We start from the raw sequence: 24,248 nt of genomic DNA, 5'->3' as shown, positions 1-24,248 counted from the left end.
AGAAGCTGCGCCGGGACGTCGACGTCAGCGCCGGCTCACCTGTGGTGCAGTTGCGCCTCTGACCGGGGCTGGCCGGTACTTCCCCGGATGACCAGCGTGGGAACGATCATGCGTTCCTGGGGCGCTGACTCCTGGTCTGACATCATTTGAACGGCGGCCTCAACGGCTGCCGTGCTCATTTCCGCGGGATCCTGGCGGACGCTCGTCAGGTCAAGGAACGACAGCCTGGCGATGCGGCTGTCATCGTAGCCCGTGACCGAAATATCCTCGGGCACCCGCAATCCGGCACGCAGAAGCCTATGGATCAGGCCCATGGCAGCGTGGTCGTTGGAGCAGACCACCGCGGTGGGCATGACAGGCTCCGCGAGAAGCGACTCGGCGGCGCTGGCACCGGATTCCTCGGTGAAGTCCCCGCCAATCTCCCGGACCCGCGAGGGCAGTCCATGCCTGTCCATTGCTGTCACATATCCCTGGTGGCGGGCAGCGAATTCTGGAAGTGACCGCGTCAGCACGTAGGCAATATCCAGGTGCCCTAGTTCCACCAAATGGTCCACGGCCGCCGAGATCCCCCATTGCCCGTCTGACCGGACAGCACTGCAGACACCCTGCGGCAGTGGTCTGCCGATGCTGACCACCGGCAGTCTCTTTGCCAATTTCCGCAGCTCGTTTACAGGCGTTTCCGGCGAAATCAGAATGACGGACTCAGTGCGGAACCCGAGCAGCTCCGTGATGGCATCCCGCTCGTCCCGCGTCGCCGTCAAGGCACCGAGAATCAGGTTGTAGCCACGCTCGTGGGCCGCCGCATAGAGGGCTTCCACAATGTCGTCCGCGGATGAGTGGGCGGGATTGAAGAGCACGCCGATGTAGTTACTGCTCCGCCGGCGAAGTGACCGCGCCGCGATGTCCGGGCTGTATCCAAGCTCGGAAGCCGCCTCAAAGATGCGTTCCTTCGTCGAGGAACTGACGCCGGCCTCATTGCGGAAGGCGAGCCCCACAAGCTGCCGTGAAACGCCGACGCGAGTGGCGACGTCCATCATGGTCGGCCGTTTAGAGATCACTTGGACATCCTATACGCGGAGGGTTGATGGCTCTCCGCCGGGTTTGTCAGGACATCCCTTGACGAAAAACTGGCACGTGCTAGTCTTTAGGAAATCCCGCTCAAATCCTCCTTCCTCACACGGCTGAGTTCTCGTTCCCTCATCCACGCAAACCCACGAAAGCAGGGCCTACCAATGTCGCTAGCCACTGATCCGAACACCACCGACATCCAGCAATGCCCGTTCAACGGCACCACACTCGCCGGCGAAGAAGCACATACGCAGGACCCTGCTACGGCGCCCAGGATTGGCCCGAATCCCGGCCTGGAGACAGATCCCGGAGTCTTCTACGATCCGCTCTCCTACGCCGCGTACGACCATCCCTATGAGCTGTACAAAATCCTGCGGGACAAGGCTCCGGTCTACTACAACGAGCGCCGCGACCTGTACGTCGTCTCGCGTTACACCGATGTCCAGGCAGGCCTGCGAAACCACGAGCAGCTTTCCAGCGCCCTGGGCAATGACATGGACGGTACCCATGCGTCCTATGGGGCGGGCAACCTGATCATGGTCGACGCTCCCCGGCACACCTCTCTGCGATCGGCCGTCCGTCGCGTCTTTGTCGGTCGCGAGATACTGGCCAAGGAAGACGGCATCAGGGAACTGGCCCGCCACCTGATCACGGAACTCCGTGAGAACGGGGGCGGTGACTTTGCCACTGAGGTGGCGCTTCCGTTGGCGATCGGTGCGGCGACGAAAATGATTGGCATGGCCGCCGAGGACAGCGGAATGCTACAGGAACATCTCCTGCGCTCCATGGTGCGGACGGTCGGCGAGTTCGGCGTGCCGGACGACGCCGCCGTCTCCAATCAGGAAGCCGAAGAGCACATCGCGGAAGTATTTGGGAAGCGGAGCGAAGAGGTCGAAGCCGGCGGCACCGCCACAGGGTCGGATGCCATCACCCAGATCATTGCTGGCATGCACGCCGGCAAGGTGCAGTCGGATGAACAGGTGGGCCTCGCCCATCTGATTCTGTCGGCAGCCATCGACGCGCCCGCCGCCCTCATCACCAACCTCGTGGCCACCCTGGACAAGTTCCCGGCCTTCCAGCGCTGCCTAGCGGAGGACCCGGCCGCCATTCCCGCCTTTGTGGAGGAGACACTCCGTTTCGACACCCCCGGCCAGAACCTCTGCCGGCAGACCACCGCCGAGATCACCATCGCCGGCGTGACCATACCGGCGGACTCCCGTGTGATGTTCCTGCTGGGCTCCGCCAACCGGGACGAAAGGGTCTTCCAGAACCCGGACTTCTTTGATATCCGCCGCGAGCTGACGCCGGAGAACCGCATCATGACCTTCGGCGACGGTATCCACGCCTGCCTGGGCGCACCCCTGGCCCGGCTTGCCGGACGCGTCCTGGTGGAGACTCTCCTCGAAGGCCCTGAGATCCGCGTCGTCGGGTTGCCGGAGCGCTGGGCAAAGCAAATGGTCCGCGGCTTCGCAAAGCTTCCGGTGAAGTTCCTTGACTGAGGTCAACGGCTGGGAGGACCTCTCCGGCCTGCTGCCACAGTCACGCGGCTGGATGCACTCCGGTGTCGCCGTCCTCAGCGACGGCAGAATCCTCTGCGCCCACCCGGAGGGCCGCGACCTGTTGGTTATCGACCCTTCAGGTGGCGCCGAAACCATCCCAACGTCCCTGACCGAAATGCACAGCATTTTCACCTGCGAACGCGACGGCGAGGAAGTCATCGCGGTGGCCGACCCCGGGCACCGCTTCGTCGAAGATCCCGCCAATGCGTCGGCCTACGCCGATCACTTCTCGCCCGGGCGCGCAGTGATCCTGAACAGGGACGGAAGCGTCCTCCTCGAACTGGAATGCCCGCCACTGCCGGAATACGCCACGGAGCAATGGCGTCCGACGTCGATCGCTATCGACGATTCCCGATACACCGGTAGCGGTGACATCTGGGTAGCCGACGGGTACGGCGCCAGCCTGGTGCACCGTTTCGACGCCTCGGGCCACTACCTCGGTACGCGAGACGGCGCTGAAACAGGCACCGCCTTCGCGTGCCCCCACGGGATACTCCTGCGGACTGACCACGGGCACCTCGAAATCTATGTGGCGGACCGCGCCAACCGCAGAATCGTAGTCATGGACCGGAACGGAATGCAGTCGCGGATCCTGGGCGAAGGCGTCCTGGACAGCCCGTCCTCGCTCGTTCTCGTCGGGGACCGGATCTACGTCACCGAACTCTTCGGCGGAGTCGCGAGGTTCGACGGCGATGCATTCACCCGCGTCCTGGAACGGGCCCGGCCCCGGTCGAACGAGGACGATGCCTGGCCCAACCGCAGCACTCCCGAGGGCCTGGACGGACCGGTTGTGGACCCGGGGTTCTTCAACAGCCCCCACGGAATCGCTGTCGACGGTCACTGGCTCTACGTCACCGAGTGGTTCATCGGCGGGCGGCTCAGCCGCCTGTCACTCACGCAGTACTAGAACACACTTCCCCGCACCGCATCCCACGCGACGACTTTCAGATTGAGAGCAGGACCATGAGCAAAACAGAGACCATCTCCGGGCCAATTTCGGACCTCACCCTCGAAGAGGCCCATTTCGTTGCCCGCGTCGCTGCGAAAACCCACGCAGCCGACGACGTCGTACTCCTCACCCTCCAGCACCAGGACGGCGAAGACCTTCCGCCGTGGCGTCCCGGCGCCCACATCGACCTGGTTCTTTCGAACGGCCTGACGCGGCAGTACTCCCTCTGCGGCGATCCGGCAGATCGGAGCAGCTACGTCGTTGGTGTCCTCAATGCGCCCAACAGCCGCGGCGGCTCGCAGTTCGTTCACGAGTTGCTGGCCGCCGGCGATGCGGTGACTGTCCGCGGTCCGCGGAACCACTTCCGGCTCGTCGAAGCCCCCGGCTACCTGTTCGTCGCCGGTGGTATCGGAATCACCCCCATTGCCGCGATGATCCGTGAGGTACAGGAGCAGGGGAAGCCCTGGACCCTCGTCTACGGGGGCCGGACACTTTCCTCCATGGCCTTCAGGGATGAGCTAATAGCCCACGGCACCCGAACCACGCTGTGGCCCCAGGACCAGAAAGGGATCATCGATCTGCACACGGCCCTGGGCTCACCGGACCGCCGCACGGCCGTCTACGCCTGCGGTCCGGAGCCGCTCCTGGCCGCCGTCGAGGCAATCTGTGCCGAGAAATGGCCCTCCGGGTCCCTGCACCTGGAACGGTTCACGGCCAAGAAGGTGGACACCGCGCAGGATGTGGCGTTCGAAATCGAACTGGCAGCGAGCGGCGTGCGGCTGACCGTCCCGGCGGATAAATCCGTCCTCCGTGTACTCGAAGAGGCTGGCACACGCATCCTTTCCTCCTGCGGCGAAGGAACCTGCGGCACCTGCGAAACCCCCATTGTCGAGGGAACGGTCGACCACCGCGACTCCGTCCTCACCCACCAAGAAAAAGCCGAAAACAGCTGCATGATGGTCTGCGTCTCCCGCGCCACGTGCCCCGTCCTGGTGCTGGACCTCTAACCCTCCTGCCGGCCAGTTACGGACGACGGCGGGGCCTCCCGCCGTCGTCCGTTTGCGTTTGGTGCCGCTCCCTTAGAGCGCCGACCAGCCGCCGTCGGACGCGAGGATGGCGCCGTTGACGTTGGTGCCGTCGTCGCTGAGCAAGAAGGTGACGGAGGCGGCGAGCTGGGCCGCGGTGGCGGGCGTGGGGACGGTGGCTTGCGTCAGCGGGCCGAGGCGTTCGGCCGCGAGCCGGGATCCCCAGTTGGCTAGCGTCAACGTGAGATAGATGCGCTGAATCTTGTGGGCGTCGGCGTTCATAGCGTCGGTGTCCCCATCAGGGCGAATGTCACCCAAGGACAGCACTCAGCGGAACGAATTTCAGATTCGAGGTGGCGCCGCCGGGGTTGGTTTCGTCATGGACTACTAGAAGCCCCTGTTCGAACTGCGGCCCCGCGTTCAGGCTGGTCACATCGATGCCATCTGTGCCCGTCACGGCGTCGATTGTCCCGTTGGCGCCGACTTTGAATTTCCTGATGAACGGGTTGTTTCCCGCGCGGTCGTAGATGGCTATGCTGGAGTCGCCTTGGCTGGACACGAAGAGATATCCGGAACCGTTTGCGCCATAAACGATGCTCATCCCCTCGATGTCGGCCACGAGGCGCCCTGCTCCCGCAGCGTCAACGGACAGTCGGCCAGCTCCAGCGCCGGGTTCGGCGCCGTACTTCCAAATGGCCGCGTCCTCCTGGCCGACATACAGGTGGCCGAGTTCGTCATCAGCCACACAGCTCTCCGTGATACTGCTGATCGGCAGCGATCGGACGGGGACGGCGTCAACCTTGCCCGCGCCGTTGTCAATCAATTCGAATTGCTGGACCGTACCCGGGCCGTTGGGTGTGACAAAGGCATAGAACCTGCCGCTAACGCTGCGGTACATGCAGAAACCGTAGTTCGGCGCGAACGTGGGAATGCTGCGGGCAGTGACCGGCGTGAGCGTTCTGCTGGTTGTATCCAACGACCACAACGCCAGGGTGTTGTTCGTCCGGTTATTCGCCCCGACCAGCACAATTGATTGCCCCGATAATGAGAACCCGGGCCTCAGGTCAACGTTGCCGATCATCCCGTCGCCCCGGAAGTGTATCAAGCTGCCGTCCATCCCGAACACACCAATGCCACCACCGGAAGTCGCCTTGTTATCAGCAACCACTACGCTGTTGGCGGGATTCGCCAGGTCAACCCAGATGGCAGAGTCATCCGAAATGTCCCCTGACCCTGAAAACCCAGCGTTCTCGACCACTGGCAGCAAGATCGAGTCAGTGGGTGTCGGCGCGGGAGTCGGTGTCGGAGAAGGGGTCGGCGTCGTTGGCTGTGAGTCCGTTATGAGGGGTTGGGGCCGCTGGCCTGTCTCAAGTGAGTCCACGCTGGTGAACAAATAGATGGCGCCTACTGTCGCCAACGCGAGCAACGTCGCCACGATAATCCGGAAGCCAGGACGCATGGCGCACTCCCTAAATGGGCCTCGGGATGGGCAGTCGGGACCCTAAGTTGCATTATCTGAGCGTGAAACCCCGCAGTCAAGCATCTGTTGAGTTCCACAAATGGGTGCCCCTCCCGCTCCCGGCCTTCCTGCGTCACGGGTGGCGCGTGAACTACGGGCGTAGATGGGGAAAGCGGACGACGGCGGGACGTCCCGCCGTCGTCCGCTTGCTTTTGGTGCCGCTCCCCTACAGCGCCGACCAGCCGCCGTCGCACGCCAGGATGGCTCCGTTGACGTTGGTGCGGTCGTCGCTGAGGATGCAGGCGATGGAGGCGGCGAGCTGCGCCGCGGTGGCGGGCGTGGGGACGGTGGCCTGCATCAGCGGTCCGAGGCGTTCGGCCGCGAGCTGGGATCCCCCAGTTGGCCACGATGTTGGTGATGGTGGGGCCGGGAGCCACGGCGTTGAAGCGCAGGCCCTTCGGCCCGAACATAACGGCCGAACTCTTGGTCAGGCCCACGGCGGGCTGCTGGAGTCTACGCCGGCCGGCGACTCCCATGCCTAGCGGTTTCGGGAAGCATCACAGGTTTGCGGCTTCTTGCTCCGCCAGTCTGATCATCCGAAGTTCGTCCTCCACCGCGCGGGACGGCCAATAGTCCTTCGACAGCTCAGTTGCCCGGGTCAGATCTGCCGCCGGGAAGAGCTTGCCGAGCATTCCGGCCGCCTGAAGCAGGGCGATCAGCACGATGATCCTGGCATCGGGCGCCTTCGAATCAGGCTTGGCAGCAGGCACCTTGGCATCAGTCGTCCTCACATCGGCCGTCCCGGCGTCGGACGCCGTGGAATCAGGCGCCTCGAGATCGGACGGCGGGCCGCTGAGGGCGGCCTGGATCTTTTCCAGGAGCGCCGCCTCCGGAGCGTGGTCCTTCTCCGGGTACCGCACGGCCCGGAACCGGCCCAGGTGCTTTTCGCCGACATGTTCCACGATGCCCAGTGACGCCATGCCCTCGTAGACACGCTGCACGACGGCGCGGCCCTCCAGCATACCCACCCACCCCTTGGGAGTGTGGGGCCGGGATTTGCCACGGATGACTTCCAGCTCGCGCTGGAAATCCGTTTGCGGGGCGTCTCCGGTGGCCCTGACGCGCTTCCCCTGCAGCTCGATCGCACCGATCAGGTCCAGCTCGGCCAGTATTGCACCTGCCACAGTGGTCCTGAGTGCGAACACCGGCACTTCAGGTTTGCCGTTCATGTCGTTCGTTGCCAGAAGGAGGAAGGCCTGGGGAAGGTTCAGCTCCGCCGCCTTCGGTGTTTCAGCGTCCATACGAACATGGTGGCCCTGTTGGGCGCCCACCACAATGAGGATTTACAAAGGCGAGCGGACGACGGCGGGACCTCCTGCCGTCGGACGCAAGGATGGCCCCGTTGATGTTGGTGATGGTGGGGCCGGGGTCCACTGCATTGAAGCGCAGGCCCTTGGGCCCGTACATCACGGCCGAGTTCCTGGTCAGGCCAAGGCTGGGCAGGTGGCCGCCTGTAGACGTGTGCTCAGCGCTGGACCAGCGCATGTATGCGTCGGGAGATTTCTTCGCCTGCCAGGATGCCGCGGGCATCGGTGACGCGCAGGTGATCCCTGCGGAAGTCGACGTCGGCGAGTTCTCCGTGGGAGGGACGGAAGGCGACGTCAGCTTCGGCCAGCATCGGCCCGTCCAGCAGCGAATCCCCGGCGGCGATCACCCGGGAGGCCCCAGTCCGCCGGGCGACTTCTGCGACGGCGCTGTTCTTCGTCACCGCGTGCGGCACACAGTAGAGCTTGCGGCCCTGGACGGACACCGTCCAGCCGAGCGAGGCACACCATGCGTCCAGCTCCCGCACGAATTCCGCGGGCATGAGCTCCCGGTCCACGATGGCGTAGAGGAAGAGCTCTTCGGCCTGGCGCAGCCGGAGAATCCAGGACCGGTAGGCCTCCCGGGACAAAAATTCCTCGATGACGGCCAGCGGCGCCGAGCCCTCCGAGACCCGTTGCCCGACTGTGGTCTGCCACTCGATGTCCGGCTCGCCGTTCTTGAGCAGGACACCGCCGTTGGTGGTGACCGCGTATTCAGGCACGGCACCGGGCAGCCGGACCCGCCGGTACTGGGCCTCGGTCCGGGTGGTCACTGGGACGAAGATGGTTGTCCGGGTCAGTTCGAGCAGCAGCCGCTCGGCGGTGCGGGTCATAAACGAGATCGGCACCCCCTCGTGGAGCTCCGCAACCACCATGTCCGGTGCCAGGTGGTCGGGGACGTCCAGAAAGAAGGCCTTCGCGGAGTAGATGAGGGTCCGGTCAAGGTCCGAGGCCAGCAGGACGGAATTCACAGGGCGGCCGCCGCAGTGACTCCATCAGCGCCGGATACCCCGCTGAACGTCGGATCGATGAGCCCCACGCAGCTGAAGGGCAGGTGCGGCACCTCCAGCACCGGTACATCGCGCTGCTGAGCCAGCAGCAGGATGTGGGCTATCTCGGGCGCGGCATCAGGACGCACCAGGATCTTCCACGGCACCCTGCGCAGCAGCACGCGTGTTGTCTCGCCGACTCCGGGTTTGATGAGGTTCAGGTCGTCGATCCCGTGTTCCCGGCCGAGGCTTTCCACGGCGAGCCTGCCGGCCCAGGTGGGCGTCCGGTCCGCGGCCAGCAGCGCCCCGGCTTCTGCCCGGGCGAACGATTCGACGGTTGGGAAATGGCCAGAGACGGCGGCCAAGAACTCCCGCGAGACGTCGTCACCGCGCAGCTGGTGGTAAAACTTGGCCCCGTGGAAGTCGTCGGGGCCGATGAACTCCGTGTTGAAGACCGTGCGGGACACGAGCCCGGACACCGTCGAGTTCAGGCAGGCGGAGGGTATGAGGTAGTCCTCGCGCGTGCCGTACATGGCGGCGCAGTGCCCGGGATCGGCGAGCACGGCGAGGTCCTTGGGGAAGGCAACACCGCCGGTTTCGGCGAAGCGGTCGAGGCCGGCCGAGAGCTCGCGGGTGATCGCGCCCTTTCCGGTCCAGCCGTCCACAAAGAGGATCTGCTCCGGGTCATGGTGGGCGGCCAGGTATCGCAGGGCCGTCTGGTCCGGCCCGACGCCGCGCACGATGCTCATCGTGTAGTGGGGAAGGTCGATGCCGTGGATCTGCTGGGCCCAGCGGCGCATCAGGATGCCGACCGGTGTGCCGGCCCTGGCCAGGGAAACCAACACAGGCCGGTTCCGGCGCGCGGCCAGCGCCATCTCGGTCACGGTGCCCACGGCCTGCGCGACGCGCGCGGCGGAGCGTTTCAAGGCGTCCCGGTACAGCTGCTGGTACTGCTGCGAGGGCGAATATTCGATCGGCAGGGACTCTGCATAGCTCGCCCCGCCCGATTGCATCGCGGCTTCACGATCGGCCGCGGGCGCTTCCAGCGCGGCATCACCGATGTCCTGGAGCAACCAGGTGACTTCCTCCGGTGCGTAGGAACCGAACGCCGGTCCGGCCAGCGGCGCCGGGAGGACGGGTGAGGCGGGCAGGAGGACGACCACGACCGCGCTGCACACGGCGACAAGCGCCTCCGTCACGCTGCCGGGACCCGAGAGGACCTCCGCGGGGGTCCCGGGTTCGGGCATCAGGACGATCGTGCCGAATCTGCGGCCGACGGAGGAAACATTGTGGGCGAAGCGCACACCGGGGCCGTCCACGGTGACGTCATGGCTGGCGAACCGCACCGTGCCCGTGATGGCGTAATCCGGGCGGTCCAGGGCGACGATCGGGGATCGGGTGGTAGTGGAGAACCGGACGCCGCGGTCCGGATTCAGCCGGTCCAGTGCATCGGCCACGGCCAGGGGCACGTGGATGAACTCCTCGCTGCCCAGGACCAGCACGGACTCCGCGCCGGCCGCCTGCGGAAGGGCCCGGTGGATCGACTCCCCGACGTCGGCCAGCGTAGCCGCGGCGGGGGAACCGCCGTTGCCGAACCGGTCGCTGCGGACAGCTGCGCCGACCGTCCCGGGCCTGAGGAAGGTCACCGTTCCGGGTGCCCAATCCGGGGTTGCCGGCGCCTGCGGCAGTGCGGCCACCACCTCATCGGCACGCTGGAGAATGTCCGCGCCCAGGGTGATCTGCCCCGTGCCCAGAGCCACCACCCGGATGCGGGTCCCGAGCCGCTCCGCGAGTTCGTCGAACCGGGCCCGGTCCCCCGGTGTCCGCAGGTCCACGAGCGCAGCCACCGTGTAGCTGGGATGGGGAGCCAAGGCGTGGAGTTCGGTGATGGTGTTGATGATCGTGGCCCCGGTGCTGAGTTCGTCGTCGACCAGCACCACCGGTTCAGGGGCGTTCAGGCGCCGCGGATCCGTGGGGAGCAGCCGGTGTGAGGTGGCGTGCGAATGTGATTCCTCGAAGGACCCGTAGGCGGCGGCGCCCGCCGGGGCGTGCCGGGAGGAATGGATGTAATACGAGCCGATCGTGTCAGCCACAAGCCGTCCCAGGCCGGTGGCCGTCTCCGCGTAGCCGATGGTAATGATCTGCGGGTTGCGGGTCTTCAACCCGGCGAGCTGCAGACGGAGGCTCTGCAACGCGGCCCGCCGGCCGCCGTCGTGCGTTTCCCCGCGCAGGAGCGCGGCGAGCCCGGCCGCAATGGTCGGAGTGACGGATACGGATTCCGGGGTATCGGACAGAGCCTCGCCGACGAGCACTCCCAGCAACTCACCGGCGGCTATGACCAGCCCGGGTTCAGAGGGGACGTGTTTGCCGAGCACCCGGGACACCAGCAGGTGGGCCCGCTTGGGGTTGCGGCGCAGTGCCAGTCCCACGAGGTCCTCGACCGGCAGCAGGCTCGCGGAGTGGTCCGTCGTGATGCCGACGCCGAGGGCGTCCCGCACAAAACCGCCGGTCCAGATGTCCTGGCTCAATTCATGCTCGCTTCCAGAAGGTCAACGTAAGTGATGTTCTCGGCGGCAACACCAAACGCTGCGGCACGCAGCAGCGTCTGGCCGGCCCAGGCCTGATGGGGCTTCATCTCATTCATCTTGTTGCCGTACGGCGAGGCCGAGGCGCCGCCGCCGTTCTTGCCGGCGATCTCCAGCGCGTCCACGTATTCCTCGTGGCTGACGACGCACATGGCATGGACCAGCGGGACATGGGTGGGGTGGATGACCGTCTTGCCCAGCAGCCCGTTGGCCAGGTCCAGTTCGATTTCGCGGATCAGCCCGTCGAGGTTGGCCGTCAGAATCCGATCGCGCAGCGGCATCTCATTTGCGTCGGCGAAGGGAGTGCGCCGCAGCAGGGGGCGCAGCACCCGCTCGCTGTTGCTGTAGTGCTCCCAGACCGGGCCGGAGATCACGAATCCGTTGTCCGGCCGGCCCAGCATATTCACGATGTCCCCGATCACGGAGGCGACCACCTTGACGTCATAGATGGTCAGGTCCCGGGAGCGGCGCAGGCCGAAAGCACTGGACATGTCCGTGGCGCCCACGCGGACGGCCAGGACATCCTCCTTGTTGGCTTGCAGCACGTCGCAGATACCGGACAAAGTCCTGGCCCGGGTCTCGCCGTGGATCACGAGCGGAGATTCCATGATGGGCATGATCCGCAGCCTGCGGCCGCCCCCGCGTGAATCGTTGATGGTATGCAGGGCATCCAGGAACCGCTGGGCCTGGCCGGTCTCATTCTCGAACTTCGGAATGACAAAGCCCACCAGCAGGTCCAGTGCCTTACCGCAGCGGCTGGCCAGGCTCAGCATCTGTTCCGGCGTGCGGACCCGGAGAAACAGCAACGGCCCCTCGTCGGAGTGGAAGGCGCCGACAGCGTCGCTGCCGCTGTCGCCACTCCTGTCGTCGTCGCTGCCGATGCCGCTCCCGCGGCGCGGCCCGGCGGAACCGGCATGCAGCCGGGTCAGCGTGTTCACGACGTTGGTCTCTGCAGAGTCCACCGCATCATCGGCGATGGAATCCTCGAGGCAGATCACCATGCTCAGGCAGCCGCGGGCAGCCTGTTTGCGGATATCCTGAGCCAGGTTCGGGCGGTCCGCCGGAGTGTAGAGCGTGGCGCCCAAGGCCACGGCCAGCACCGCTGGCGCCGAGCCCAGGCTCAGCTCCTGCGGAGCGATGTGGAAAAGGCGCGAGGCATTCTCGTCGCTAAGAAAACTGAAATGGCGCATGCCGTCCCGTCAGTGTCCCTGCCGACGGGCGGCAGCGTTGGTGGTCATGGAAAAGCCGAATTCCTGCCAGAGCTCGGCGGCGTCGGCGCGGGCCGGCACCGGTTCGGCGCGCAGCTCGATGACTCCATCGATCGCGGTCAGGGACAGGATGTATCTGAGCTCCCCGCTGGCCGCGGGCAGCGTCCCGGTGCCGCCGTCGAAGATCTCCACGGTCAGCGGGGCCGAAGGCTGTCCGATAAAAAGCGCCCGGCGCAGCTCGCGGATATGCCGAAGTGCCACGACGGCGGTCCCGTCCATGTAGCCCACAAGCGGGCGGTTTCCCGAGCACATGATGGAAGTGCCGGAGACGGCGCCGTCCACGGTCATTGCCCCGGTCACGCGTTCTGGGCTTTCCCATGCCGCCGAGGTTGCCCCCGTCACCAGCAGGCTGCCAATCGCCGACTGGCGCCGGTCGAGGCGGATCATCGGTGTCTGGGCGTTGAGCAGCCTCGTCTCGCCGATCCCGGGAGCCGGAAAGAGCCTGGTGGGCCGGGTCTCGGCTGCAGGCCGGGCTCCGGCCCATGGGGTCGCCGCTGACGTGGCTGGTGCTGGCGATGTGGGCGCGGACGATCGGCTTAGGGACAGCGACGTCACGGCCGCAGGGGACACCGGAGACGACGGCGGCGCTGTTGCCGGGGCGGATGTTTCAGCGCGGGCGGCCGGCTTGACCCGGCGGCTGAGGTACGTGATGTCCGTGCGGGTGCTGGACCTGTTCAGTGCCATCGCCTAGACATCGAACCGGAAGTCGGCTGCCACGCCGCGCAGGCCAGTCGTGTAGCCCTGGCCCAGGGCCCGGAACTTCCAGTCTTCGCGGTGGCGGTACAGTTCGCCGAACATCATGGCGGTGATGTTGTCCTGCGGGGACTGGGGAATATCGAAGCGCACGAGCTCCTGATTCTGTGCGGTAGCCACCCGGATGTACTGGTTGCGGATGGCGGAGAAGGTGCCTGGCCCGCGGAGATCGGGGTCCACGTAGACAATGAACGTAATCTTGGCGACGCCGGCCGGCACCAGGGACAGGTCGACGTCGATCTGCTCCTGGTCCTCGGTGCCGGCGAAGGCCACCGAGCCCTCCGGGCTGGCGATCTGGTTGAAAAACACCAGGTGATCGTTCGAGACGGCACGGCCGCCGGCGTCGCACATGATCGCCAGCGGAACCAGCTCGGACTGGGGCCCCCGGCTGGGAATGGACTGCCAGCCCAAGCCGACCAGGATCTTGCTCAGTCCCGGGTTCTCGGCCGTCAGCGCGGCGTTGGCCCCGGCCACAAGATTGCCCATCAGCGGCCTTCCAGACGAAGGCTGGACGGCGCGAACTTATCCTCGAGGAACCGGCCGTGGGTGGACAGCTCGGCAATGGCACCGATCCGCACCTGGTTGGCCAGGTCACGAGCTATTTCCTCGAGCGTGGCGAACTGTTCCGCCAGCAGCCGCGTCGGCCCGGATTCCTCAGTCCTGGCACTGTCCGGGAGCGCCAGATAAGTGCGCAGGGGATCCGGGATGTAGCTGCAGACGATGGAATTCAACAGCACCTGCTGCTCCATCGAAGCCCCCTGCTCGACCATATGGCTCACCAGCGGGCGGAGCACATCGTCGATTTGGCGCAACTGCGAGGACACCGACGTCGGCAGCTCAGCGCCGGCCCGCCGGATGGCGCTGCGCAGGTTGTCCAGGGATCCGGCGGTCTGCGCCATCTCGGCGTCGGCCGTTGGCTCGGGAGCCTGTTCGGTGATGCCCGGCACGGGGGCGCCGCCGAACAGGGAGCCGATGAACTTACCAATCACTGCGTTACCGCCTGCTGCTTTCTGCCGTCACTTAGTCTGTCTTGCCCTGCCGCGCGCGTTCCAGGTACGGCTTGGCCTTCAGCACGCTGGCTTCGAGGGCCCCGACGGTGCTCTCCATGTTCTTGGCCGCCTCCGACCGGAAGGTGTCGATGGCATCCATCGTGGCGAACACATTGTCGAAGGCCTTCTGCAGCGTCTCCACGCTGACCCCGGAGCTGGACGCCTGCTGGTGGATTCGGGAAGTCTGGTCCTTGAGCATTTCGCTGGTGCTCAAGATCATGTTGTTGGTGGTGGTATTGACGGCGTCGATCTGGTCCAGGACCATCTTCTGGTTGGCCAGGGCCTGGGCCACGATCACCGCCGTACGCAGGGCCGAGATGGTGGTGGTCCGCGCCCGCTCCACACCCTTGATCAGTTCAACGTTGTTCTTGCGGATCAGGTCCATCGCCAGGTACCCCTGCACCGAGACGGCGAGCTGGGTCAGGATGTCCTGGTGGCGCTGACGCACGGGGAACAGGACGTCCGCCTCCATCTTTTGCGCCTCGGTAATCTGCCCGGCGGCGCGGGTGGAGTCGATCTTCTCCATGCAGGCGGCATCCAGTGCCTTGGCGAAGACGGCATATTCGCTCAACGCCTGCATCGTTTCCCAGAGCTGGACTTTTTCGTTGGCCAGGCTGGCATTGTCCTTGAGCAGCTCGTCCTGGCCCGTCATCAGGGCCTTGATGATCTGGTTCAGCTGGGTCTGCGCCGACTCGTACTTCTGGAAGTACTTGGCCAGCTTGTTGCCGCCGGGGATGAAGCCCAGGATCTTCTTGCCAACGCTCATGTTGGCCTGGTTGGGAGTGAGCTCCTCCACCGTGCTCCGCAGCTCACCCAGGGTGTTGGCGACCGCAACCTGAGCGCTGTTCCCGGACTTCTTGGCGCTGGCAATGGACGTCGAGGAACGCTCCAGCAGCCTGCTGGAGGAGTTGCTGGACGCTGTGATCTCGGCGCTGCCGATCTTATTGATGCCATCGACCTGCGCGGAGAACTCCGGGCTGCGCGCGTCCAGTTGGGCCAGACCGGCCACGAACTCCCTGGCCTGCCTATTGATCTCGGCCCGTCGTTCGTCGGGGACCGGCACCATGCCGGGAGCGTCTTCGGGCTGAACTATGGCAGGGGCGTCCGGAGCCTGAAGCACCAATGAAGCCTCTGCGGCGTCGGGGGGAGTCAACGGAGAATTCATGATGCTGCCTTTTCAAGAGGTCGGTGGTGTCCCGGTTTCGATTGGCCGGGACACCACCTCAGGTGGAAACGATGCGGAGCCGAAGTAGTCAGTCCGGACTCTAATCAGTCCGGGACACTAATCAGCTAAGGTCGACGCCGAAGTCCTTGGCGATGCCGGCGAGTCCGGTGGCGTATCCCTGTCCGACGGCCTTGAACTTCCAGTCCCCGTTGTTGCGGTAGACCTCGGCGAAAATCATCGACGTTTCGGGCGCCGCGTCCTCGCTCAGGTCGTAGCGGACGATTTCCTTCTCATCGATCTGGTTGACCACCCGGCAGTAGGCGCTGCGCACCTGGCCGAAGTTCTGGCCGCGCGTTTCACCCTGGTCGATGGAGACCACGATGACAACACGCTCGACGTCGGCAGCAACCAGGGAGAGATCGATCAGAATCTGTTCGTCGTCGCCGGCGCCTTCGCCGGACCGGTTATCCCCCAGGTGGCTGACGGAGCCGTCCGCGGCAGCGGGCTGGTTGTAGAAAATGAAGTCCGCGGAGGACCGGACCTTGCCGTCGGCCGCCACCAGGAGGGCGGAGGCGTCGAGGTCGAAAGGTTCTCCCGTCGTCGTACGCGGGTCCCAGCCCAGCCCGACCACAGCCTTCGTCAGGCCTGGTGCGCTCTTCGTCAGGGACAGATTGCTGCCTTTGGTAAGGGTTAGTCCTGCCATGTTTTTACCATTCCTTCGTGTTGAATCGATCTTGCGAACTAGTCCAGCGAAATGCCGAAATCGGTGGCGATGCCGTGGAGGCCCGTGGCATAGCCTTGGCCAACCGCCCGGAACTTCCATTCGGCACGGTTGCGGTAAATCTCGGCGCAAATCATCGACGTTTCAGGTGCCGCGTCCTCGCTCAAATCGTAGCGGACCACTTCCTGATCCGTGTCCTGGTTCAGCACACGGCAGAAGGGAGCCTCGAACGACTAGAGGACGGCGGCAGCTGGTGCGATCAGATCCGCGACCGAGCGGCCCTGGGCCCGCTCCCCGATGGCCTTAAAGGTCCAGCCCGCGCCGTCACGGGATACTTTGGACATGATCATGGCCGAATGGGTCCCCGAGTCGGTCAGCTGGTACTTGGCAATTTCCGGGCTTCCTGGCGTGGAGTCGTCCACCAGCCGGCAGAAGGCATTCTGCACCTGGTCGAAGGTCTGGCCGGTGTAGCTGCTGATGACGAAGACGATGTGTGCCACTGCCGGGGAGACGAGCTCCAAATTGACCAGGATGGTCTCGTCATCGCCGTCGCCGTCGCCCGTCAGGTTGTCCCCGGTATGACGCGTGGAGCCGTCTTTGCTCTGCAGCTGGTTGTACCAGACCTGATCCAGCGACTTGCCAGCCGCGTCGAAGAAAATGGCCGACGCATCGAGGTCGACCTCCACCGACTTGGCCTTTCCGAAAAAGCCCTTCTTGACCGGGGCCGCCGAGTCCCAGCCCAGCCCCATCTTGGTCTTAGTGAGCGATCCGCCGTCTTTTTTGGTCAGCGACAGCGACTGGCCCTTCTGCAAGCTCAATCCCATAATTTTCTCAACCTCCAGCTAGTTTGAATACTCGAGTTCTCAGGTCCCAACGACTCCGGCCGTGCGCTAGTTCCGTGCGTACATGTGAAGTTAGTGGGGGCGAGGACGCGGACCATGCCGATCAGGCGGGTTCGAGAGCGATCCTAGCCGGAATCGAGGTGATGGCGAAGCCGTGGCGCGGGCGGAGCCGGACAAGGCGGCCGTGTATGGTCTCGTCTAATTGGCGAATCTCAAAAGCAGGACGGCTCTTGCCGGAAGGCATTCACACGAAGTCAATTTCCAGTAGGGATTGAATTCAAATGGGGGAAAAATGACAGACATCAAGTATCAGGCGCGTCTGCAGGTGCTGTCTCAGTGGGCGACTGAAGCAGCTGGGCAGGGTCACCTTGTTCCGCGCATCGCCGATCTGGAGGCCATCTCCGCGGCGAGGACCGTTGATGCCCCGGGTGTGAGCAGGGAGGCCGTCCAGCCATGGTTGCCGACAATCCAGTGGCTGTTGAAACAGGCGGCTTTTGGTGTTGTGGACCCACATGTCCAGCTCCCCGACGAATTGTCGCGGCCCGTGCGTGCGGCCCACGCTCTCCAAGTCGTTCCACCCGACGAAAATTCAGCCGACGCGCCAGCGCCGCCGGCGATGGAATTAAGCCTCGTGGCGGTCGTTTCCCCGGACACGGAACACGGAAACAGCCACGCCGTCGAAGCCGTCACAGTCATCGCGGAGATCAAACCCGCTCCCCCAATTGCCAAGGGACCGAAGTGGGAGTCCGAGGCCCATGAGCAGGTTAAAGACGCCGTTCAGCGATTCACCAAACCACTCCACGATCTCCTCACCCGTGATGCCAATGAGGGCGACACCCGCCTTTTGATTACGGACATGCTCTGCGAGGGTTTGGGCTATGACAAATTCCGCGACCTGACCACCGAATACATGGTCAGGCAGGATTTCGCGGACTACGGCGTCAGAATTGACAAGCAGCTGATTGCCTTCATAGAGGTCAAGCGGGTGAGCCAGAAACTCAATGAGCGCCACCTTCGCCAGGTCCAAATGTATGCGGTCAACGAGGGTGTGGAATGGATGATCCTCACCAACGGCCAGGTTTGGCAGGCCTACCACCTGACCGGTGGGCTCCCCGTGATTTTGAATCTCGCGTTCGAGGTTGACCTCCTCGGCCCTGAATCGCTGGAGGCAAAAGCGGACAAGATGTTCTTCCTCCACCGGGAGGCGCTGAAGCGCCGTCGGATCGATGAGCTGTGGAAGCACCGCGCGGCAACATCGCCGGATGCGCTGCTGGACGTCATCCTGTCCGACTCGGTGCTGGACATCATCCGAAAGGAAATCAAGCGGAATACCGGAATCACCACAACGGTCCAGACGCTGGCGGCAGTGATCCGGACAGAGATAGTTGACCCTAAGCTTCGCAACAGGTAGAGCGGACGACGGCGGGATCTCTCGCCATCGTCCGCTCGCGGTGGGTGCCACTCCCCCAGCGCTGCGGTGTCGCGGTCAGCGGGGAAGGCCTGTCAACTCAACGCTGTGGTGCAGTCGGCCGCGGAGAAACTTCAGGCTGGGAAGATCCGAGGAATCCATGTAGCAGCGACGCTGTTCCCTGCAGATGATCTTGCGCCGCCTTGAAGGCTGCCTCATCGTCGCCCCGGAGTATGGCGTCCACGATTTCCTGGTGCTGCCGGTTGGAATGTTCCAGGTTGGGTTGGATAAGAGGTATCCGGTCCAGCAGGTCACTTACCTTTGAGCGGACATCCGCCACCGCGACTGCAAGGCTTGGCGATCCTGCCACTTCTGCGATCGCCACATGGAACCTTGCGTCCTTCGGCCGGTACAGATTCGCAGGTGCACTGGCCACCTCGGCCAAAGTCCTTAGCAGGTGACCGCGCTGGGCAGGTGATAACGTCGCCCTGGCCGCCAAGGATGCGGCCGCCGGCTCGAGTACGCCGCGAAAGGTTAGGACGTCGTCTACCTCGGCCGGATCGAGTTCCGGGTAGGACCCCGAACCTGCAGGGGGGCGGCTGCACACGTACGTTCCTCCATAGCGGCCGCGCTGAACTTCAACGTATCCGGCCTTCTGCAGCTCGGCCAGGGCATCCCGCAGGGTGGCGCGCGATACGCCCAGCATCTCTGCAAGTTCCCGCTCAGCTGGCAGCTTGGTCCCTACACCGAACAGACCGAGTTTGATGTTCTGGAGCAAGCGTTCGATGGTCTCCTCGAAGGCGTTGCCGTGCCGGACAGGGCGGAGAATCGGGGCGGGGCTTCCGAGCAGTTCCTCTTCCATACGCTTATCCTAATCGGTCCAAAAACAGGCCTATGGCAGAGGGCCCATTGAAGCGGGAAAACCGCCGCACCGGCCGGAAGCACAGCTGAACCGGGGAAAAGTTGGCCGAGATCAAGGAACCCCTTGACCGTGCTCGTGATCTGGCACACACTGTAACGAGCTTATGGTCTTATTTCATACCAATACCCTTGGACGATGGGAACTACAGTGGCATCCTCTGATTCAGCCCAGCTTACCGACGACAAGCGATATCTCCAGCACCGGCAACTGAAACGCGGGGCCGCGGGGTGGATCCTGCTTGCCGGACTCGGAGTTGCTTATGTCATCTCCGGCGACTTCGCAGGGTGGAACCTCGGCCTCGCCCAAGGCGGCTGGGGCGGTCTCCTCATCGCATTTGTTCTTATGGGCGTCATGTACACCTGCATGGCTTTCGGACTCGCCGAGCTGTCCTCGGCGCTTCCTGCCACAGGCGCCGGATATGGCTTCGCCCGTCGCGCACTGGGCCCCTTGGGCGGATTCGCCACCGGAATGGCCGTGCTCATTGAATACGCCGTTGCGCCGGCTGCGATAGCCATCTTCATTGGCGGCTACGTTGAAGCGCTGGGACTCTTTGGCCTGACCAACTCTTGGCCGGTGTATCTGGTGACCTACGCTGTTTTTGTGGGCATCCATCTCCGCGGAGTGGGAGAGGCTCTGAAGATGATCTTCGGCATCACCGCAGTCGCCGTCGTCGCCTTGGCCGCCGTCGTCGTGGGCCTGATCCCACATTTCAACGCCCAGAACCTCTTTGACATAGTCCCTGACGGCTCGCCCACCTCGAGCGCTTTTCTCCCGATGGGAATCAGCGGCGCCGTCGGTGCACTCGTGTATGGCATCTGGTTCTTCCTTGCAGTCGAAGGGGTTCCCCTGGCCGCTGAGGAGACGGCCAATCCGAAGAAGGACATGCCGCGGGGCATCATGGTCGCTGTTGTGATCCTGGTCGTCTTTGGGGCCCTGATGCTCGTACTCGTTCCGGGCGCCGCAGGGTCAGCGGCAATGAGTGAATCCGATAACCCCCTCCCGGAGGCCCTGCGCCTGGCGTACGGTGGCAACACTTTCCTGGCAGACTTCGTCAACTATGCTGGCCTCGCAGGGCTCGTAGCCAGCTTCTTCTCCATCATTTATGCCTATTCCCGCCAGCTCTTCGCGCTGTCCCGGGCAGGGTATCTTCCCAAATGGCTGTCCCTGACAGGCAAACGGCGGACCCCTTACTGGGCACTGATCGTCCCTGGCTCAATCGGCTTTTTGCTGGCAGCAGTAACCGGTGACGGCGCACTCCTGATCAACATCGCCGTCTTTGGTGCAACAGTCTCCTATGTCCTCCTGAACCTCTCGCACATTGTGCTGAGGAGGAAGGAACCGGACCTGCCCCGCGGTTACCGGACACCCGGCGGGGTCGCCACCACCTCAATCGCGCTGGTTCTTGCTGCGGTCGCGGTCGTCGCAACATTTGTGGTCGACGTATTCGCCGCATCCATAACAGCTGCAATCTTCGGCGCGGCGCTCCTCTACTACTGGTTCTACAGCCGGCACCGCATCGTTGCAGGCGCTCCCGAAGAGGAATTCGCGCAGTTGGCCGCAGCCGAGGCCGAACTCAAAAGCTGACACGCGTCCCGTCACGGTCCAAACCTCTCCCTCATAAATACGATCAAAGTTACGGAAATCAAATGACGAATCAAACAACCGGAACATCCTCCCAAGGCCAACTCGGCGTCGATGAACTGCGGGACCTGGTCGCCTCCGGTGACATCGACACCGTTGTTGTTGCCATCACCGATTCGATGGGACGCCTTCAGGGTAAACGCTGCGGGGCAAGGTCTTTCCTCGAAGACGTGCTCGGGCACGGGGCCGAAGGCTGCAACTACCTACTCAGCGTGGATGTGGAGATGAACACCATTGACGGGTACTCCATGTCCTCGTGGGCGAACGGCTATGGAGACATGGTGATGCGGCCCGACGTCTCCACCCTGCGCCGGGTGCCGTGGCTGGAAGGCACTGCCATGATCCAGTGCGACATCTTCTGGCTGGACGGTCGCCCCGTCTCCCAGTCCCCACGCCAGATCCTGCGCGCGCAGATCGAACGCCTGGAGGCCTTGGGATACCGCGCCCATATCGGCACCGAGCTCGAATTCATCATGTTTGACGACAGCTACGAAGAAGCATGGGACAAAAAATACGAGGGACTCACCCCCTCAACCCGCTACAACGTGGACTACTCCCTCCTGGCCACGGCAAGGCTGGAACCGGTCATCCGAAGCATTCGAACGGGCATGGAAAAGGCAGGCCTGGTCGTTGAATCTTCCAAGGGCGAGTGCAACCTGGGCCAGCAGGAAATCACGTTCCGATACGCAGAAGCGCTTACTGCGTGCGACAACCACGTTTTCTACAAAAACGGGGCCAAGGAAATCGCCGCGCAACAGGGCAAGAGCATTACGTTCATGGCGAAGTACAACGAACGTGAAGGCAGTTCCTGCCATATCCACTTCAGCTTGACCGACCTGGACGGCAATCCGGTCCTGGCCGGGGACGGCGAGCATGGCTTCAGCCCTGTCATGGAGCACTTCATCGCAGGCCAACTCGCCGGGCTGAAGGAGCTGGCCTACTTCGTGGCCCCGAACATCAATTCCTACAAACGCTTCGTAGAAGGCAGCTTCGCTCCCACAGCCATCGCCTGGGGGCTGGACAACCGCAGTTGTGCACTGCGCATCGTCGGCCGCGGTCCCAGCCTCCGGGTGGAAAACCGCGTTGGAGGCGGGGACGTCAACCCTTATCTCGCTGCCGCCGCGCTTATCGCCGCCGCCATCCACGGTATCGAGAATGAGCTCCCCCTCGAACCGATCATGACCGGTAACGCCTACCAGTCCGACGCGGATCGCATCCCCACCAACCTGCGGGACTCCCGTGCGCTGCTGACCAACAGCGAGATTGCACGCAAATCCTTCGGCGATGAAGTTGTGGACCACTACGTCTTCGCAGCGGATGTCGAGCTGAAGGCTTTTGACAGCGCCGTAACGGACTGGGAGCGCAAGCGTGTCTTTGAACGGCTCTGATAGCTACCGCCCACGGATCGGGCTGACAACCTACTTTCAGAACGCTTCCTGGGGCGTTTGGACAGCGGATGCGGCAGTTCTGCCGGGAACCTACGTCCAGGCGGTCGTCGCTGCCGGCGGCACTCCTGTCCTGTTGCCGCCCGTCGGCACTGACCCATCGATCGTGGAGGTCCTGGACGGACTGATCATCTCCGGAGGCAGCGACGTGGGCCCGGAACAGTACGGGGCGCAGCCCCACCGGCTCACCCGCGCCCAACCGGCCAGGGACGTGCACGATATCGCCCTGACCAAGGCAGCTTTGGACGCCGAAGTCCCCCTTTTCGCCATCTGCCGGGGAGCCCAGATCCTCAATGTCGCCATGGGCGGGTCGCTGATTCAGCACATCCCCGATGTGAACCCGGAGGCGGACTACCAACCGGCACCGGGTGTATTCGGCAACGTGGAGTTCACGACGGCGCCGGGCAGCATCAGCCGGCATCTGCTGGGACCATCGGCCAGCGCACCCTGTTACCACCACCAGGCCATGGACCGGATCGCTGACGGCCTTTCCGTCACGGCGGCGGCGGCCGACGGCACGGTGGAAGCCCTCGAAACGGCAACGGGCGGATGGGCACTAGGGGTCCAATTCCACCCGGAACAGAATCCCAACGACCTCCGGCTTTTCAATGGGTTCATTGAGGCTGCAACCAACTACCGCAAAAATCGAACGGAGAGCCCCGGCAATGTCCACCAGCACGTTTGACGTACTGAATCCGGCAACGGAAGAGGTAATCGAGACCATAACCCTTGCAACACTTGAGGACACCGACAGGGCAATCGAAAAAGCCGTCCAGGCATTCGAGACCTGGCGCCATGTTGCCCCCGCAGACCGGGCTCTCCTGCTGCGCAGGTTTGCTGCGGCAGTAGACGCCGACGTGGAAAATCTTGCCCAGCTGGAGGTACGCAACGCCGGGCACACCATCGGTAATGCCCGCTGGGAAGCCGGGAATGTCCGCGATGTCCTGACGTACTACTCCGCAGCCCCCGAGCGGCACCTTGGCCAGCAGATTCCAGTAGCTGGAGGGGTCAACATCACCTTCAACGAACCCCTCGGGGTCGTTGGAGTAATCGTTCCCTGGAACTTTCCCATGCCCATTGCCGCGTGGGGCTTCGCCCCCGCCCTTGCCGCTGGCAACACTGTCGTTCTGAAACCGGCGGAACTGACTCCCATGACTGCCATCCGGCTCGGACAGCTGGCAAGGGAGGCAGGCCTGCCCGAAGGAGTCCTGCAGATCATCCCGGGCAAGGGCTCAGTCGTCGGGGAACGATTCGTGACCCATCCTGCAGTGCGGAAAGTTGTCTTCACCGGTTCAACCGACGTCGGTAAACGGATCATGGCCGGCTGCGCTGAGCAGGTCAAGCCTGTGACCCTGGAACTGGGCGGCAAGAGCGCCAACATCATCTTCGCGGATTCGGACCTCGAAGCCGCTGCTGCAGCAGCACCCGGAGGCGCTTTTGACAACGCCGGGCAGGACTGCTGCTCCCGCTCCAGAATCCTGGTCCAGGACAGCGTCTATGAAAATTTCCTCGAGCTCCTGGAACCCGTAGTGAAAGCCCTCCGGGTCGGCGACCCCGGCGACGAGGCTTCGTTCATGGGGCCGCTGATTTCCGCAGCCCAACACCGCACAGTCTCCGGCTTCGTCCCGGACGGCTCATCTGTGGCTTTCCAGGGATCCGCGCCGGACGGCAAGGGGTTTTGGTTCCCCCCCACCGTTCTTACTCCCTCCCGCGAGGACAGGGTAATGCATGAGGAGATCTTCGGCCCCGTCGTGGCAGTCGTTCCCTTCAAGGACGAAGCCGACGCACTCCGCCTGGCGAATGACTCGATCTACGGCCTGTCCGGATCCATCTGGACGCGGGACATCGGTCAGGCGCTGAGGATGGCCCGGGGACTCGAGTCGGGAAACCTTTCAGTCAACTCCCACTCCTCGGTGCGCTACTCCACACCCTTTGGCGGATTCAAGCAGTCAGGACTCGGACGGGAACTCGGCCCGGACGCCCTGAACGCGTTCACCGAAACAAAAAACGTGTTCATCTCCACCAATCCATAACGT

General features: G+C 64.0%; 24 protein-coding genes and 1 pseudogene. 9 read left to right on the top strand and 16 right to left on the bottom strand.

The features are described from left to right. Positions 1-35 precede the first annotated feature (35 nt). Positions 36-1,058, bottom strand: coding sequence for a LacI family DNA-binding transcriptional regulator (locus NG696_RS14350; RefSeq protein WP_252575928.1), 1,023 nt, complete (start codon positions 1,056-1,058; stop codon positions 36-38). 174 nt (positions 1,059-1,232) lie between these two features. On the opposite strand from NG696_RS14350, the gene NG696_RS14345 reads away from it, so the two are divergent. The 3 genes from NG696_RS14345 to NG696_RS14335 are packed head-to-tail and all read left to right on the top strand — an operon-like array spanning position 1,233 to position 4,583. After that, the gene (locus NG696_RS14345) at positions 1,233-2,567 is read left to right on the top strand and encodes a cytochrome P450 (protein WP_252575927.1); all 1,335 of its coding nucleotides are present in this window, start codon (positions 1,233-1,235) and stop codon (positions 2,565-2,567) included. Next, positions 2,560-3,534, top strand: coding sequence for an NHL repeat-containing protein (locus tag NG696_RS14340; protein WP_252568451.1), 975 nt, complete (start codon positions 2,560-2,562; stop codon positions 3,532-3,534). Before NG696_RS14345 ends, NG696_RS14340 begins: the two co-directional genes overlap by 8 nt. Before the next feature lie 56 nt (positions 3,535-3,590). Continuing rightward, complete coding sequence (locus NG696_RS14335) at positions 3,591-4,583, top strand: PDR/VanB family oxidoreductase (protein WP_252568452.1); 993 nt, start codon at positions 3,591-3,593, stop codon at positions 4,581-4,583. Positions 4,584-4,655: 72 nt separating this feature from the next. Here NG696_RS14335 and NG696_RS14330 read toward each other — a convergent pair. From NG696_RS14330 to NG696_RS14290, 8 genes and pseudogenes are all read right to left on the bottom strand, one after another. Beyond that, positions 4,656-4,832, bottom strand: a pseudogene (locus NG696_RS14330) (short-chain dehydrogenase); the annotation flags it as partial. Positions 4,833-4,911: 79 nt separating this feature from the next. Then, positions 4,912-6,060 carry a phytase gene (locus tag NG696_RS14325; protein WP_252568453.1) on the bottom strand — a complete coding sequence of 383 codons (1,149 nt, stop codon included), beginning with the start codon at positions 6,058-6,060 and terminating at the stop codon, positions 4,912-4,914. 226 nt (positions 6,061-6,286) lie between these two features. After that, on the bottom strand, positions 6,287-6,418 hold the full coding sequence (locus tag NG696_RS20995) for a hypothetical protein (RefSeq protein WP_308291977.1): 132 nt from the start codon (positions 6,416-6,418) through the stop codon (positions 6,287-6,289). A gap of 199 nt (positions 6,419-6,617) precedes the next feature. Beyond that, positions 6,618-7,361 carry a GOLPH3/VPS74 family protein gene (locus NG696_RS14315; RefSeq protein ID WP_252568454.1) on the bottom strand — a complete coding sequence of 248 codons (744 nt, stop codon included), beginning with the start codon at positions 7,359-7,361 and terminating at the stop codon, positions 6,618-6,620. Between the two features lie 224 nt (positions 7,362-7,585). Further along, positions 7,586-8,395: an HAD family hydrolase gene (locus NG696_RS14305; RefSeq protein ID WP_252568455.1), complete on the bottom strand. Its 810-nt coding sequence runs from the start codon at positions 8,393-8,395 to the stop codon at positions 7,586-7,588. Then, positions 8,392-10,941: a phosphoribosyltransferase domain-containing protein gene (locus tag NG696_RS14300; protein ID WP_252568456.1), complete on the bottom strand. Its 2,550-nt coding sequence runs from the start codon at positions 10,939-10,941 to the stop codon at positions 8,392-8,394. The genes NG696_RS14305 and NG696_RS14300 overlap by 4 nt, the downstream gene beginning before the upstream one ends. Further along, positions 10,938-12,188 carry an HpcH/HpaI aldolase/citrate lyase family protein gene (locus tag NG696_RS14295; RefSeq protein WP_252568457.1) on the bottom strand — a complete coding sequence of 417 codons (1,251 nt, stop codon included), beginning with the start codon at positions 12,186-12,188 and terminating at the stop codon, positions 10,938-10,940. Before NG696_RS14295 ends, NG696_RS14300 begins: the two co-directional genes overlap by 4 nt. A 9-nt stretch (positions 12,189-12,197) precedes the next feature. Further along, positions 12,198-12,518 (bottom strand): FAD-dependent oxidoreductase, encoded by a 321-nt coding sequence (locus tag NG696_RS14290; RefSeq protein WP_252575926.1) that lies wholly within the window; start codon positions 12,516-12,518, stop codon positions 12,198-12,200. Between NG696_RS14290 and NG696_RS14285 the strand changes: the two genes are divergently transcribed. Continuing rightward, positions 12,517-12,957, top strand: a complete 441-nt coding sequence (locus tag NG696_RS14285) for a hypothetical protein (protein WP_252575925.1) — start codon at positions 12,517-12,519, stop codon at positions 12,955-12,957. The genes NG696_RS14290 and NG696_RS14285 overlap by 2 nt on opposite strands. Here the strand turns inward: NG696_RS14285 and NG696_RS14280 are convergent. The 6 genes from NG696_RS14280 to NG696_RS14255 form a co-directional block, all read right to left on the bottom strand. Continuing rightward, on the bottom strand, positions 12,954-13,505 hold the full coding sequence (locus NG696_RS14280; RefSeq protein ID WP_252575924.1) for a TerD family protein: 552 nt from the start codon (positions 13,503-13,505) through the stop codon (positions 12,954-12,956). The two genes, NG696_RS14285 and NG696_RS14280, sit on opposite strands and share 4 nt — an antisense overlap. Continuing rightward, the gene (locus tag NG696_RS14275) at positions 13,505-14,008 is read right to left on the bottom strand and encodes a hypothetical protein (protein ID WP_252568461.1); all 504 of its coding nucleotides are present in this window, start codon (positions 14,006-14,008) and stop codon (positions 13,505-13,507) included. Before NG696_RS14275 ends, NG696_RS14280 begins: the two co-directional genes overlap by 1 nt. 31 nt (positions 14,009-14,039) lie before the next feature. Next, on the bottom strand, positions 14,040-15,233 hold the full coding sequence (locus NG696_RS14270) for a toxic anion resistance protein (RefSeq protein ID WP_252575923.1): 1,194 nt from the start codon (positions 15,231-15,233) through the stop codon (positions 14,040-14,042). Between the two features lie 121 nt (positions 15,234-15,354). Further along, positions 15,355-15,936 (bottom strand): TerD family protein, encoded by a 582-nt coding sequence (locus tag NG696_RS14265; RefSeq protein WP_252568463.1) that lies wholly within the window; start codon positions 15,934-15,936, stop codon positions 15,355-15,357. A 38-nt stretch (positions 15,937-15,974) separates the two neighbouring features. Then, a complete protein-coding gene (locus NG696_RS14260) occupies positions 15,975-16,163 on the bottom strand; it encodes a TerD family protein (RefSeq protein WP_374208695.1) in 189 nt (62 codons plus the stop codon). 24 nt (positions 16,164-16,187) lie between these two features. Further along, positions 16,188-16,778 carry a TerD family protein gene (locus tag NG696_RS14255; protein WP_252568464.1) on the bottom strand — a complete coding sequence of 197 codons (591 nt, stop codon included), beginning with the start codon at positions 16,776-16,778 and terminating at the stop codon, positions 16,188-16,190. 649 nt (positions 16,779-17,427) lie between these two features. Here NG696_RS14255 and NG696_RS14250 point away from each other — a divergent pair. Beyond that, positions 17,428-18,207, top strand: a complete 780-nt coding sequence (locus NG696_RS14250; RefSeq protein ID WP_252575921.1) for a type I restriction enzyme HsdR N-terminal domain-containing protein — start codon at positions 17,428-17,430, stop codon at positions 18,205-18,207. Between the two features lie 97 nt (positions 18,208-18,304). Here NG696_RS14250 and NG696_RS14245 read toward each other — a convergent pair whose 3' ends face one another. Beyond that, positions 18,305-19,066, bottom strand: a complete 762-nt coding sequence (locus NG696_RS14245) for a FadR/GntR family transcriptional regulator (RefSeq protein WP_252568466.1) — start codon at positions 19,064-19,066, stop codon at positions 18,305-18,307. A 195-nt stretch (positions 19,067-19,261) separates the two neighbouring features. Here NG696_RS14245 and eat point away from each other — a divergent pair, with 195 nt between their 5' ends. The 4 genes from eat (at position 19,262) to NG696_RS14225 (ending at position 24,245) form a co-directional block, all read left to right on the top strand. Continuing rightward, complete coding sequence (gene eat, locus NG696_RS14240; protein ID WP_252568467.1) at positions 19,262-20,710, top strand: ethanolamine permease; 1,449 nt, start codon at positions 19,262-19,264, stop codon at positions 20,708-20,710. 62 nt (positions 20,711-20,772) lie between these two features. Next, positions 20,773-22,155, top strand: a complete 1,383-nt coding sequence (locus tag NG696_RS14235) for a glutamine synthetase family protein (RefSeq protein WP_252568468.1) — start codon at positions 20,773-20,775, stop codon at positions 22,153-22,155. After that, positions 22,136-22,897 (top strand): gamma-glutamyl-gamma-aminobutyrate hydrolase family protein, encoded by a 762-nt coding sequence (locus tag NG696_RS14230; protein WP_252568469.1) that lies wholly within the window; start codon positions 22,136-22,138, stop codon positions 22,895-22,897. The genes NG696_RS14235 and NG696_RS14230 overlap by 20 nt, the downstream gene beginning before the upstream one ends. After that, on the top strand, positions 22,878-24,245 hold the full coding sequence (locus NG696_RS14225) for an aldehyde dehydrogenase family protein (RefSeq protein ID WP_252568470.1): 1,368 nt from the start codon (positions 22,878-22,880) through the stop codon (positions 24,243-24,245). The genes NG696_RS14230 and NG696_RS14225 overlap by 20 nt, the downstream gene beginning before the upstream one ends. The last annotated feature ends 3 nt before the right edge of the window (positions 24,246-24,248 follow it).

Origin of the sequence: Pseudarthrobacter cellobiosi, from assembly GCF_023913755.1 — a bacterium.
Classification (GTDB): domain Bacteria; phylum Actinomycetota; class Actinomycetes; order Actinomycetales; family Micrococcaceae; genus Arthrobacter; species Arthrobacter cellobiosi.
This window is presented reverse-complemented; position numbering and strand designations above follow the sequence as displayed.

Coding starts and splice junctions, on each gene's coding strand:
- NG696_RS20995 (WP_308291977.1), bottom strand. CDS start 6,418: ATGCAGGCCACCGTCCCCACGCCCGCCACCGCGGCGCAGCTCGCCGCC.
- NG696_RS14245 (WP_252568466.1), bottom strand. CDS start 19,066: ATGGAAGAGGAACTGCTCGGAAGCCCCGCCCCGATTCTCCGCCCTGTC.
- NG696_RS14235 (WP_252568468.1), top strand. CDS start 20,773: ATGACGAATCAAACAACCGGAACATCCTCCCAAGGCCAACTCGGCGTC.
- NG696_RS14225 (WP_252568470.1), top strand. CDS start 22,878: ATGTCCACCAGCACGTTTGACGTACTGAATCCGGCAACGGAAGAGGTA.
- NG696_RS14345 (WP_252575927.1), top strand. CDS start 1,233: ATGTCGCTAGCCACTGATCCGAACACCACCGACATCCAGCAATGCCCG.
- NG696_RS14285 (WP_252575925.1), top strand. CDS start 12,517: ATGATGGAAGTGCCGGAGACGGCGCCGTCCACGGTCATTGCCCCGGTC.
- NG696_RS14290 (WP_252575926.1), bottom strand. CDS start 12,518: ATGTGCTCGGGAAACCGCCCGCTTGTGGGCTACATGGACGGGACCGCC.
- NG696_RS14295 (WP_252568457.1), bottom strand. CDS start 12,188: ATGCGCCATTTCAGTTTTCTTAGCGACGAGAATGCCTCGCGCCTTTTC.
- NG696_RS14265 (WP_252568463.1), bottom strand. CDS start 15,936: ATGGCAGGACTAACCCTTACCAAAGGCAGCAATCTGTCCCTGACGAAG.
- NG696_RS14315 (WP_252568454.1), bottom strand. CDS start 7,361: ATGGACGCTGAAACACCGAAGGCGGCGGAGCTGAACCTTCCCCAGGCC.
- eat (WP_252568467.1), top strand. CDS start 19,262: ATGGGAACTACAGTGGCATCCTCTGATTCAGCCCAGCTTACCGACGAC.
- NG696_RS14335 (WP_252568452.1), top strand. CDS start 3,591: ATGAGCAAAACAGAGACCATCTCCGGGCCAATTTCGGACCTCACCCTC.
- NG696_RS14255 (WP_252568464.1), bottom strand. CDS start 16,778: ATGGGATTGAGCTTGCAGAAGGGCCAGTCGCTGTCGCTGACCAAAAAA.
- NG696_RS14280 (WP_252575924.1), bottom strand. CDS start 13,505: ATGGGCAATCTTGTGGCCGGGGCCAACGCCGCGCTGACGGCCGAGAAC.
- NG696_RS14270 (WP_252575923.1), bottom strand. CDS start 15,233: ATGAATTCTCCGTTGACTCCCCCCGACGCCGCAGAGGCTTCATTGGTG.
- NG696_RS14325 (WP_252568453.1), bottom strand. CDS start 6,060: ATGCGTCCTGGCTTCCGGATTATCGTGGCGACGTTGCTCGCGTTGGCG.